This is a genomic window from Novosphingobium sp. GW835-FHT14H07 (assembly GCF_058793515.1).
The window spans coordinates 1-11178 of sequence record NZ_JBXAFX010000043.1; the positions used below are offsets into that span (position 1 = coordinate 1).

Consider the following 11178-nt stretch of genomic DNA (forward strand, 5'->3'; position numbering starts at 1 on the left):
GAGGAGCATGGCCAAGAATGGCGAAAATCCGCCAATCAGGCCGCGTTCCTCCGCATTATGGGGACCTCGTGATTAGTGAAGTTATGCTCACCTCGCCATAACTTCACATACGGTTTGACGTAAGCCGGCGGCATAAGGCGAACATCATGCCCGAGCTTGATCAGTTCACGTGCCCAGTGATGGGACGTGCCGCACGCCTCAATACCCACTAGACAGGGCGGCAGCTTCGAGAAAAATGTCAGCACCTGTGCTCGACGCAACGCCTTGCGAACGACGGTCTTGCCCGCCGCATCAACGCCGTGAACCTGGAAAACGCTCTTGGCCAAATCGAGGCCGATCGTCATAATCTCCATCTGGGTGGCTCCCATCTGCTCGTGATTGCCTGATAGCCTTCACATCTTGGCACCTAGATGCCGTGAGCGGGAGCCATCCAACCCATCTGCTTTTGTCGAAATCTGCCACTCAGCTCGATCGAGCGGACCGAAAGCTGCGACCACATCGCATATTCTGGTCGAACGAACGTGGACCGAAACTGTGATCGGCCGTTGGAACTGGATCGGCACCGGAGTTCATCACTGCAAGAGTAGACGCAGCCGAGTGGTGCTATAGGGTACGCTTACCTGCAGGATGCAGTCAGTTATCTGGCTTCGGCCAGCACAGAGTTTAGCGAGAGTGGCTGAATTTGCTGGGTTGCTGCCATTCGCGTCCACAGCCCCTAGCTTCAGCTTTGCGCCCTAATTTCGCTCATCTAGTTTGTAGGCGAATGATCCAGGAAGTAGTCGATCGCTCAGGCGTCAACCTAACATCCTTGGCTAGCTGGGGGACCTTAATTCCGCATGACTCAAAGCCCTCTGATTTTTTGCATTCCGGGGTGCTAGTCTGAGACTTGCTGGGGTCACAACCGGCGAAAGGCCATTTGATATCGCTAAGAAGCTTGCGTTGCTCGAAGCGGCGTTAAGCTTTGCGTGTGGCTGTGTAACTATGTCTTTGATCACGTCGAACACGGCAGTATGGACCAATCCGTGACAAAGCGCCTCTTTCTCTATCTCGCGGCATTTCTTGCCGCGCTGCTACCCGTAGGGGCGACCTATGCAGCGAGCAGTTGCTCGCCGATGGCCGCGATGAACGACGACCACGGCGACTGCGGCGATTGCAAGGATGACATGAGCCAACAGTGTCAGAGCTATTGCATCGCCTTGTGCCAGACGCTCCCAGCAAGCCGCGTTTCGTCTCTTGAGGCACGCGACCCAGGCTCGCTCACTTTTTTACCACTTCTCGCCAAGTTTCCTCCTCTGCCTGTCGGAGGGCCGGAACCGCCGCCTCCCCGAATGCTCCGCTGATCGACGGAATTCAATTTCAACGGAGATAAACATCATGAAGAAGTACATCATCACGGCAGCAGTGCTGCTCGGTTCCAGCTCAGCTGCTTTTGCCGCCGCGCCGGAGCAGGTCGCATCGCTCGCAATGTCCTGCTGCGACCTCGTGCTCGCATGCTGCGAGGCTGCAATGGACTGCTGCCCGTAAGGGACTAGCCAAGGCATAAGGGCGGGCGTCCGGTCACCAACTGGGCGCCCGCTTTCTTTTGGACCGCTCTTGCGCGAATGCCTAACAGTCGAGCAAGCCTCGTAAAAGCTATTCATTATAGCCTTTAACTTATTGGCATTCGGGATGTTCACGAAATGCTTTTCGAGTGACCATCCCAATTGCAGCCATCAGGCTGATCGTCCCGGACCCACCAGAATCAATCCTGCTCCGACGAGACAAATCGCCGCGCCAATGACATCCCAGCGGTCGGGTCGTGCGCCTTCGACACTCCAAAGCCAAATCAGTGACGCTGCGATGTAGACGCCGCCATAGGCTGCGAATGCGCGGCCCGCAGCGGATGTATCGACCAGCGTGAGGAGCCAGGCAAAAATCGCGAGCGACACCATGCCCGGCGCAACCCACCAGGCAGATTTGTCGAGCCGCAACCATGCCCAGAACGAGAAGCAACCGGCGATCTCCGCCAGCGCGGCGAGCGCATAGATGAGTCCGGTTTGCAGGGTTGGCATGGTTAGTGCTCGATCCGTGGCGATAGTGGGGCTGGGCAGACCATTGCCGGGTGTCGCAGCATCGTCAACGCGGTCTGGTGGATCCATGCACGCGAGGCCGAAGCGTTGGCGCCAAAGCAGCGATCTTCGATCACGTTGCGGTCAGCGTGCGCGGGGCGAGGGTCTCGATGATCTTGCAGTCGGCCACGGTCCCGTGACGGCAGGATCCGATGACCCGGTCCAGTTCGCCGCGCAGTGCGCTCAGATCGGCGATCTTGCGGTCGATTTCGGTGAGGTGGACGCGCGCGATTCCGTCAACGGCATCGCAGGATTGGGCCTTGTCATCCGACAGCGTGAGCAGTTCGCGCACGGCTTCGAGCGTGAAACCGAGATCGCGGGCGCGGCGGATGAACGACAGGCGCGCCAGATGATCATTGCCATAGGCACGGTAATTGGCACTTGTCCGGGCGGGTGGCGGCAACAACCCGATCTTTTCATAATAGCGCACCGTCTCGACCTTCGTCGCCGTGGCGCTCGCGAGTTCGCCAATTTTCACTGCCACTCCTTCGGGCTTGACCCTATAGTTGCTACAGGGTGTAGATAGAATGCCGACTCGCAGATTGTCGAGAAGGCAAAAAGATGGCTGATGATTGCTGCAAGGCCGCGTGCGGAACGACGGCAACTCTGAACGACCCGCGCTGGCGCAGGGCTTTGTGGATCGCGCTCGGCGTGAACGCCGGCATGTTCGCGGTGGAAATGGCGGCAGGGGCCGCTGCGGACAGCCGCGCGTTGCAGGCGGACGCACTCGATTTTCTGGGGGATGCCACCAATTATGCGATCAGCCTGCTGGTCGCCGGGATGGCGCTGGCATGGCGCGCGCGGGCGGCGCTGGCCAAGGGGCTCGCCCTCATCGGTCTAGGTGGTTGGGTCGTGATCACAGCCGTTCTGGCGGCGCTCGGCGGAGCTGCACCCGAGCCTGAACTGATGGGAATCATCGGCGCGCTCGCGCTGGCGGCCAACACCGGTGTCGCCATCATGCTCTACCGTTTTCGCACTGGAGACGCGAACATGCGCTCGGTCTGGATATGCTCGCGCAATGACGCGATCGGCAATATCGCCGTTATGGCGGCCGCACTTGGCGTGTTCGGCACCGGAACAGCCTGGCCCGACCTTATTGTTGCAGCGATTTTGGCACTGCTCGGGATCAGCGGCGGCATTCAGATTGTCCAGCAGGCACGGCGTGAATTGCGGAGCGTTGCGGCATGAAGGTTTCCCGTTCGACACATATCGCGCTCAAGCCGGAAACAGTCTGGGCCGAGGTGCAGACGGCGCGCCTGCTGCAGCATATCGCCTGGCCGCTGGTGCGCTTCATCCCGGTCGATGACGCGGCGTTCGACAGGTTTCGGCCTGGCGAGCGCTATGAGGTCAAGCTCCGCCTCCTTGGCATTATTCCGTTCGGGACACAGTGGATCGTGACGTCCCAGCACGAAGCTGCCGGCACCGAATGGCCGAAGCGTCTGCGCGATGACGGCTATAGTCACCTGATCACAAGGTGGGACCATTGGATTACGGTTGCTCCGTATCGGAGCGGGGGGACACATTACACCGACGAGGTTGAGGTGTCCGCCGGCTTGTTGACCCCGCTTATCTGGGCATTCGCGCAGATCTTTTATTGGCACCGGCAGGGACGCTGGCGGGAGCTGGCTAGAAGCCTAAGCGCGCGGCGGGTAATTGCGGCCGAAATGGCGGCATATCGGTCAGCTGAAGCTTTAGGAAATCATGGCCTTGCCTGGCGCCATCTTGAACGGGTGCACATTATTGCGCAGCCCTTTTGGGGCCTCCATCTCGCCATTCACGGCGCAATGTTCAGTCTCGCCATCCGGCAGCGCGATTGGAGCGAAGCACTTGGCCAGATCTTCCGACTGCTTCTTGCACCGATCGGCGCGCTGACGGGAAAGTTGCCGATCGGAAATACCGGGCGGTCGACTGTGAGCGCCTTTCAGCCAATGCCAATTCCACCTGATCTTCTTGAGCTCTTGCAAGACGGGATAGGCAAATGACCTTAGGCGTTCACGGTTGCTTTTTACGGTCGGTACGAGTAGGTCATTAGCGTGCGGGCTATGTTCCTCCTGTTATGGCTGGCTATCGGCCTTGCCTTTGGCGGCGTTGAATCGCCGGCTGCAGCGCATAGTGCGAGCGGGTACGACAGCGTCATGATGCTGGATGCTCACGCTGATCATGCAAACAGGGACGGGCACCGGAATAGTTCCAGCGATGACGGTGGCCCATGTCATGGGCTGGTTCATCATCATTGCAGCATCGGACTTGCCAGCGAAGGGACAAGTGATTTTGGTCTGCCACTGGGCGGCGATACCTCGCATTCAGCCTTGAGTACCGCCGTTCTGAGTTCGTTCGCTCAAGCGCCTCCCCTTCAACCGCCGTCAGCCTGAACCCAGTCGCTCAGTGCACTCGGGCCATTGCGCCCGTGTGCCATTTGCACCTGTGTTCAGGAGTTTTCCATGCAATTGCTTTTGTGCGTCCCCACCCGGGCGGCGATGCTGGTCGCTGCCTCGCCAGCGCTGGCTGCCTCCCCCTTTATCAGCGGTAGCGAAATCGAGCACCCACTTGCCGATGCTATCCGGCTAATCACAACCCGGACTGTTGCGGCTAACTCCGTGTCTCTCCCTCTGCGCAGGGCGTATCCCACTCCAAAGACAAGACGCGCCGGCAAAGGTCAATCGTCCGACTTGCCGATTGGTCACCCATGCAGGCCGGTCTTTATGAAGGAGCGCCATCTCGATGCATAAGATTTTTGTGACTTTCTTAATCGCCGCCTCATGCGCTTCGATCGCCCATGCACAGGTCGGATCGATCGCACCCTTTTCGCAAGATTCGCCAGTTTACACGCTTGAACAGGCAGTCAGTTCAGCTGGCGGATCCGCACCCGCCACGGAAGCAGCCAGTGCTGCGGTCGAGGCAGCGCGCGCGGGTCGCACCGTTGCGGGCTTGCGGCCGAACCCGGTCGTTCAAGGCCAGGTTGAGAACGTCATCGGTTCCGGGCCGTATCGGGGGGTCCGCAGCGCGGAATCCACGGTCGGCTTTGCGATCCCGATCGAGCTAGGCGGCAAGCGCGGCGCCCGCGTCGCGGTCGCCAACGCGCAATTGTCCCGGGCCGAGATTCAGGCCGCGATCATCGCGGCGGACGTCCGGCTTCAGGTGACACAGCTCTATGTCGAGGCGGTCGCGGCCGATCGACGGGTGGCGACGGCACGCGACCAGGCCCGGATTGCCAGCGACGCGCTGCGCGCCGCGAGTGTCCGCGTGCAGGCGGGGCGTGCCTCCCCGCTCGAACAACAGCGTGCTGACGTCGCTCGGATCAATGCTGATGCCAATGTCGAGCGGCAGGTACGTTTGGCGGAAGCGGCGCGAGCCAATCTGGCGCGCCGGATCGGTCGGCCGATCGACGGCGCGCTCGATGACACGCTGCTCGATCGGCTTCCGGGTACAAACGTCTACGGCCCGGTGGCGCCGGTCGATACGACCGGCACCTTGGCGTTGGCGGCTGCGAACGCGGATTTCTCCATCGCAGAAGCTGGTGTGCGGCTCGCGCGCGCCAATCGCGTGCCTGACCTCAATGTCGGTCCTGCGATCCGCCGCCTGGAAGCGACCAACGACATGGCGGCAGTGTTCACCGTGTCGATTCCGATCCCGGTGTTCAACAATGGTCGCGCGGCGATCGCACAGGCGACCGCGCAGCGGACGCAGGCGGATGCGCAGCGCCGCGTGACCGCGCTCGACATCGAACAGGCGATCACGGACGCGCAGGCGCAGGCGGCCAATGCCGCGACGACCGCTCGCGCGGCGTCGGGGCCAGCGCTCGCGGCTGCCCAGGAGGCCGCCCGCATCGCACGGATCGGCTATCGCGAGGGCAAATTCGGCCAGCTCGAATTGCTCGATGCGGAACGCACACTCGCCGACACGCGGGTCGCCGCGATCGACGCGCTCGCCAACTACCAGAATGCCCGCGCGCAGGTTGAGCGACTGACCGCTCCTGCGCCGAATGGGGGGAACCAGTGATGAAGAGCATTTATCTCGCGGGCGCGGCGTCGCTCGCCCTGCTGTTGGCTGCCTGTGGCGGCAAGGACGCCGGGAATGAAGCAACTGCCGAAGGCGCAGCCGCCAATGAAACGGCAGCGGGCGCCGAAAAAGACGGCGCTGAAGGCGGTCATGCCGATGAAGGCGTGGTCACGCTCGGTGCCGACCAGATCGCCGCAGCGGGCGTGCAGGTCGGACGGCCGATCATCGGCGGAGCCGGAACGATCGAGCTGCCTGCGATCATCGAGGGCGACCCCCAGGGTACGCAGGTCGTCTCGGCCGCGATCGCGGGGCGCGTGGTCGCGCTGACGCGCAACCTTGGGCAATCGGTCGGGCGCGGCCAGACCATTGCAGTGATCGAAAGCCGCGAGGCGGCGCAGATCAAGGGTGAGGTCGAGGCGGCGCGTGCGCGGCTCCAGCTCGCCAATTCGAACCTCGCACGCGAGCAGCGGTTGTTCGCGCAGAAGGTGTCGCCCGAGCAGGATCTGATCGCAGCACGCACGGCGGCGACGGAGGCGCGCATCGCGTTGACGCAGGCGCAGAGCATGGTGTCGGCCGCTGGCGTCGGTGGCGGCGGGCTCAACCGGCTCGGCATTGCCGCGCCGATCTCGGGCCAGATCATTGCGCGCCCCGTGACGCTGGGACAAACGGTCGCGGCGGATGCCGAACTCTATCGCATCGCCAACCTGAGCCAGGTGTCGATCGCGCTTAATCTCAAGCCCGAGGATGCGGGCCGGGTGCGTCCCGGCAATACGGTGCTGGTGAAGGCGGCAGGCCGTCAGGCGACCGCCCGCGTGACCTTCGTGTCGCCGGCGCTTGATCCGCAGACGCGGCTCGTGCCTGCGCTCGCCACCCTCGACAATCGCGGTGGCGAATGGCGGGTCGGCGAGCCTGTGACGGCAGCCGTGCAGCTCACGGGCAGCGGCGGGAGCGGGGCGGTCCGCGTGCCGACGACGGCGGTCCAGAGTTTCGAGGGCAAGTCGGTCGTGTTCGTGCGCACGCCCACCGGCTTCAAGGCGACCCCGGTCCAGCTCGGCGATGCGTCGGGCGACACGGTGATCGTCCGGTCGGGCCTGACCGGCAACGAACAGATCGCCACCACCGGAAGTTTCACGCTCAAGGCCGAGATCGGCAAGGGCGAAGCGAGCCACGAGGATTAAGCCATGATCGCCCGTATCGTAACCTGGGCGGTCGAGAAGCGCTGGCTAGTCCTGCTCCTCACCGTCATCGTCGCCGCCATCGGCGCCTTTTCCCTCTACCGGCTACCGATCGACGCGGTGCCGGACATCACCAACAATCAGGTCCAGATCAACGTCCGCGCGCCTGCCCTCTCGCCCGAGCTGGTCGAGAAGCAGGTGTCGTTTCCAATCGAAACCGCGCTCGCCGGCACCCCCGGCCTGGAATATACGCGCTCGTTGAGCCGCAACGGCTTCGCGCAGATCACGGCGGTCTTTTCGGACGCGACGGACATCTATTTCGCCCGCCAGCAGGTGGGCGAGCGTCTGCGGGGCGTGCAAGAGAATCTGCCCGACGGCGTGAACCCTGAAATGGGTCCGATCGCGACAGGCCTGGGCGAGGTGTACATGTACACCGTTCGTCTCGATCATCGCGAGGACGACAAGCACAAGCCCGGTGAACCGGGCCAACAGCCCGATGGCAGCTACATCACGCCAGAGGGCGAGCGACTGACGACCGAAGAGGACAAGGCGACCTACCTGCGCACCGCGCAGGACTGGATCGTGACGCCGCTTCTGAAGACCACACCGGGCCTCGCCGGTGTCGACTCGATTGGCGGTTACGCCAAGCAGTTCCTCGTCGTGCCCGACGTGCAGAAGCTGGCCTCGCTCGGCATCACGCTGACGGACCTGGGAAATGCGCTGGAGCGCAATAACACCAGCGTCGGCGGTGGCTTCGTCAATCGCAATGGCGAAGGTCTGGCTGTTCGCTCGGATGCGCTCGTTCGCAATGCCAGCGAGTTGGCCAGGACCGTGATCGCGACACGTAACGGCGTGCCGATCACGGTCGAACAAGTTGCGACTGTGAAGACGGGTCAGGCGATCCGCATGGGTTCGGCATCGGAGAACGGTACCGAAGTCGTCGTCGGCACGGCGATCATGCGGATCGGCGAGAACAGCCGCATCGTGTCGACCGCGGTCGCTGAGAAACTGAAGACGATCAACGCTTCGCTGCCTCCTGACGTCGTAATTCAGCCGGTGCTGAACCGCACCGAGCTGGTCAATTCGACGATCAAGACGGTCGCGAAAAACCTGTCCGAAGGCGCGGTGCTGGTCATCGTCGTGCTCTTCCTGCTGCTCGGCAACTTCCGTGCGGCCCTGATCGCGGCGTTGGTCATCCCGATCACCATGATGCTGACAGGCTTTGGTATGCTGCGCGCTGGGGTCTCGGCCAATCTGATGAGCCTTGGGGCTTTGGACTTCGGTCTGATCGTCGACGGCGCCGTCATCATTGTCGAAAACGCGCTGCGCCGGCTTGCCGAGCAACAGCATCATGAAGGCCGATTGCTCAGCGTCAAGGAACGGCTCGCGACCGTGGCAGCCGCTGCGCGTGAGATGATCCGTCCCTCTGTGTACGGGCAGGCAATCATCATCCTCGTCTACGTACCGCTGCTCACGCTGACCGGCGTGGAGGGTAAAACGTTCGGACCGATGGCGCTGACCGTCATCATCGCGCTCGCCTTCGCCTTCATCCTCTCTCTCACCTTCGTGCCGGCGATGATTGCGATCTGGCTGTCGAAGAAGGTCGAGGAGAAGGACGGCCGCATCATCACGTGGCTGAAGAAGCGCTACGAACCCGGTCTCGACCGGGCCATGAAGCGCCCGACGCTGACGATCGGTGCGGGTGTGGGAAGCCTTGTGGTGGCGGCGCTTGCTTTCACTACGCTCGGCTCGGTGTTCCTGCCGCAGCTCGACGAAGGCGATTTGCTGATCCAGTCGCTCCGCATTCCGGCAACGTCGGTCCAGCAGAGCCAGGCGATGCAGGTGCCGATCGAGCGGATGATGTCGAAGCAGCCGGAGGTGCAATTCGTCTATTCCAAGACGGGCACCGCCGAGCTGGCGGCCGACCCGATGCCGCCGAACGCGACCGACATGTTCGTCATCCTGAAGCCGCGCAAGGATTGGCCGGATCCTGAGCTTCCCAAGGAGGAGCTGGTCAGCCGGATCGAGGGTAATCTCGCGAAGATTCCGGGAAATGCCTACGAGATCACCCAGCCCATCCAGATGCGCTTCAACGAGCTGATCGCCGGCGTGCGCGGCGACATCGCGGTGAAGGTGTTCGGGGACGACTTCAACCAGATGAACCGGACGGCCGAGCAAATCGCGGCGGTGCTGCGCAGAACGCAAGGCGCAGCGGACGTGAAGGTGGAGCAGACGACCGGTCTTCCCATGCTCGACATTCGCGTCAACCGCGACGCGATGGCGCGGTTGGGCGTTACGGCTCAGGATGTGCAGGACACCGTGACTGCGACGATCGGCGGGCGAACATCGGGCCAGATCTTCGAGGGCGACCGTCGCTTCCCCGTGGTGATCCGCCTGTCGGAGGCGCAGCGTGCCGACATCGGCCTGCTCCAACAGGTGCAGGTGCCGGTGGCAGGCGGCGGCTATGTACCGCTGTCCAGCGTCGCCGAGATCAAGGTGGTCGATGGTCCGAACCAGATCAGCCGCGAGAACGGCAAGCGGCGCGTGGTGGTGCAAGCCAACGTGCGTGGCCGCGACGTCGGATCCGTCGTGGCGGATGCGCAGGCGGCGATCGGCAGCCAACTCCGGCTGCCTGCCGGCACCTATCTCGAATGGGGCGGCCAGTTCGAGAACCTCCAATCGGCAAGCGAACGGCTGAAGCTGGTCATTCCGGCTTGCTTCATCTTGATCCTGCTGCTCCTCTACGGGGCGTTGGGATCGGTCCGCGACGCCGCGATCGTGTTCACCGGCGTGCCTTTCGCGCTGGTGGGCGGCGTCCTGTTGCTGTTCCTGCGGGGCATGGACTTCTCGATCTCGGCGGCAGTGGGCTTCATCGCCCTCTCGGGCATCGCGGTCCTCAACGGCCTCGTCATGGTCAGCTCGATCCAAGATCTGATCCGATCAGGGATGAGCCGCGAGGAAGCCGCGCATGTTGGCGCGATGCAGCGTCTGCGACCCGTCATCATGACCGCGCTAGTCGCCAGCCTCGGCTTCGTGCCGATGGCGCTGGGCGAAGGCGCCGGCGCAGAGGTTCAAAAGCCTTTGGCGACGGTCGTCATCGGCGGTCTGATCTCGGCGACGCTTCTTACGCTGTTCGTGCTGCCGACACTCTATGCCCGGTTCGGGCAGAAAGTGATCGAGAAACCCGAGCACTACAATGAGGAGCATGAAGGGGACGACCACGGTCAGACCTTCGTGAACAACTTGGCCTGATGGATGGGCGGGGCGATCCGCGATCGCCCCGCCCATCTCTGGGAGATGGGGATATGCCTCGCACCATAACCAGCTCGATGCTTCACGGCGGGCCACTGCGCATCTGGTCGGCACTCACCGATCCGGATCATCGCCGGGCGTGGAGTCCGCTCGTATTTCTCGATGATCCGTCCCGGCTCGGCGACACAGAATGCACCTTTGCGATCCAGGGCATCACCCGGCCAATTCGGACGCCGGCCCTGGTCGATCAATTCGATAAGCCGCACGCCTTCGCTTGGTCCTGCGGCATCCCTTATCTGTTCACGCTCGAAGAGCGGTACGAGCTGGCAGGGGACGACGGTGGCACCAGGCTAACACATAGCTGCACGCTGCGCGGGGCGCTTTCATTCCCATTCGCGGCGATGATGTTGCGCCGCCTGCATTCCCTGATGGTCGAGGCAGACGAACGCTTCGCGACCTATCTGCGCTGGCGGGTAGGCCAGCCTGCCCGTGGGATCAATCGTCAGCGCGTCCCCTCCCGCTACAGGAGGAAGGCGCGATGATGACGCACTGGAAGCGGGCACTGCCCGCTCTTGTCCTCGCTGGTGGGCTGGGGGGTTTCTCGGAAAAACAAGCACCGACCCCCCCAACAAAGACAAAAACCC

At 62.8% G+C, this 11178-nt stretch carries 10 protein-coding genes and 1 pseudogene; 8 read left to right on the forward strand and 3 right to left on the reverse strand.

Features of this window, described 5'->3' with window-relative positions:
• Positions 1 to 101: 101 nt before the first annotated feature.
• Positions 102 to 353, reverse strand: a pseudogene (locus AC1Q5P_RS20865) (IS110 family transposase); the annotation flags it as partial.
• 1021 nt (positions 354 to 1374) lie between these two features.
• Here AC1Q5P_RS20865 and AC1Q5P_RS20870 point away from each other — a divergent pair.
• On the forward strand, positions 1375 to 1524 hold the full coding sequence (locus AC1Q5P_RS20870; protein ID WP_156135676.1) for a hypothetical protein: 150 nt from the start codon (positions 1375 to 1377) through the stop codon (positions 1522 to 1524).
• Positions 1525 to 1712: 188 nt separating this feature from the next.
• Here AC1Q5P_RS20870 and AC1Q5P_RS20875 read toward each other — a convergent pair whose 3' ends face one another.
• Both AC1Q5P_RS20875 and AC1Q5P_RS20880 read right to left on the reverse strand, forming a co-directional pair.
• Entirely contained in the window at positions 1713 to 2051 is a 339-nt protein-coding gene (locus tag AC1Q5P_RS20875) for a YnfA family protein (protein WP_039330825.1), read from the reverse strand.
• Between the two features lie 130 nt (positions 2052 to 2181).
• Positions 2182 to 2586 (reverse strand): MerR family transcriptional regulator, encoded by a 405-nt coding sequence (locus AC1Q5P_RS20880; RefSeq protein ID WP_052241857.1) that lies wholly within the window; start codon positions 2584 to 2586, stop codon positions 2182 to 2184.
• An 83-nt stretch (positions 2587 to 2669) separates the two neighbouring features.
• Here AC1Q5P_RS20880 and AC1Q5P_RS20885 point away from each other — a divergent pair, with 83 nt between their 5' ends.
• The 7 genes from AC1Q5P_RS20885 to AC1Q5P_RS20915 all read left to right on the forward strand — a co-directional run bounded on the left by AC1Q5P_RS20885 (position 2670) and on the right by AC1Q5P_RS20915 (position 11076).
• Complete coding sequence (locus tag AC1Q5P_RS20885) at positions 2670 to 3296, forward strand: cation efflux transmembrane domain-containing protein (RefSeq protein ID WP_039330829.1); 627 nt, start codon at positions 2670 to 2672, stop codon at positions 3294 to 3296.
• Entirely contained in the window at positions 3293 to 4090 is a 798-nt protein-coding gene (locus tag AC1Q5P_RS20890; RefSeq protein WP_082013220.1) for a DUF3703 domain-containing protein, read from the forward strand. Before AC1Q5P_RS20885 ends, AC1Q5P_RS20890 begins: the two co-directional genes overlap by 4 nt.
• Positions 4091 to 4253: 163 nt before the next feature.
• The gene (locus tag AC1Q5P_RS20895) at positions 4254 to 4421 is read left to right on the forward strand and encodes a hypothetical protein (RefSeq protein ID WP_155646035.1); all 168 of its coding nucleotides are present in this window, start codon (positions 4254 to 4256) and stop codon (positions 4419 to 4421) included.
• Between the two features lie 408 nt (positions 4422 to 4829).
• Positions 4830 to 6107 carry a TolC family protein gene (locus AC1Q5P_RS20900; RefSeq protein ID WP_492519932.1) on the forward strand — a complete coding sequence of 426 codons (1278 nt, stop codon included), beginning with the start codon at positions 4830 to 4832 and terminating at the stop codon, positions 6105 to 6107.
• A complete protein-coding gene (locus AC1Q5P_RS20905) occupies positions 6107 to 7285 on the forward strand; it encodes an efflux RND transporter periplasmic adaptor subunit (RefSeq protein WP_492519933.1) in 1179 nt (392 codons plus the stop codon). Before AC1Q5P_RS20900 ends, AC1Q5P_RS20905 begins: the two co-directional genes overlap by 1 nt.
• Before the next feature lie 3 nt (positions 7286 to 7288).
• Positions 7289 to 10534 (forward strand): efflux RND transporter permease subunit, encoded by a 3246-nt coding sequence (locus tag AC1Q5P_RS20910; RefSeq protein ID WP_004212878.1) that lies wholly within the window; start codon positions 7289 to 7291, stop codon positions 10532 to 10534.
• Positions 10535 to 10587: 53 nt separating this feature from the next.
• Positions 10588 to 11076: an SRPBCC domain-containing protein gene (locus AC1Q5P_RS20915; RefSeq protein ID WP_492519934.1), complete on the forward strand. Its 489-nt coding sequence runs from the start codon at positions 10588 to 10590 to the stop codon at positions 11074 to 11076.
• Positions 11077 to 11178 lie beyond the last annotated feature (102 nt).

Bases quoted from the DNA above. Each gene is read 5' to 3' on its own strand.
- AC1Q5P_RS20875 (WP_039330825.1), bottom strand. From the start codon at position 2,051: ATGCCAACCCTGCAAACCGGACTCATCTATGCGCTCGCCGCGCTGGCG.
- AC1Q5P_RS20870 (WP_156135676.1), top strand. From the start codon at position 1,375: ATGAAGAAGTACATCATCACGGCAGCAGTGCTGCTCGGTTCCAGCTCA.
- AC1Q5P_RS20900 (WP_492519932.1), top strand. From the start codon at position 4,830: ATGCATAAGATTTTTGTGACTTTCTTAATCGCCGCCTCATGCGCTTCG.
- AC1Q5P_RS20905 (WP_492519933.1), top strand. From the start codon at position 6,107: ATGAAGAGCATTTATCTCGCGGGCGCGGCGTCGCTCGCCCTGCTGTTG.
- AC1Q5P_RS20910 (WP_004212878.1), top strand. From the start codon at position 7,289: ATGATCGCCCGTATCGTAACCTGGGCGGTCGAGAAGCGCTGGCTAGTC.
- AC1Q5P_RS20890 (WP_082013220.1), top strand. From the start codon at position 3,293: ATGAAGGTTTCCCGTTCGACACATATCGCGCTCAAGCCGGAAACAGTC.
- AC1Q5P_RS20895 (WP_155646035.1), top strand. From the start codon at position 4,254: ATGCTCACGCTGATCATGCAAACAGGGACGGGCACCGGAATAGTTCCA.
- AC1Q5P_RS20885 (WP_039330829.1), top strand. From the start codon at position 2,670: ATGGCTGATGATTGCTGCAAGGCCGCGTGCGGAACGACGGCAACTCTG.
- AC1Q5P_RS20915 (WP_492519934.1), top strand. From the start codon at position 10,588: ATGCCTCGCACCATAACCAGCTCGATGCTTCACGGCGGGCCACTGCGC.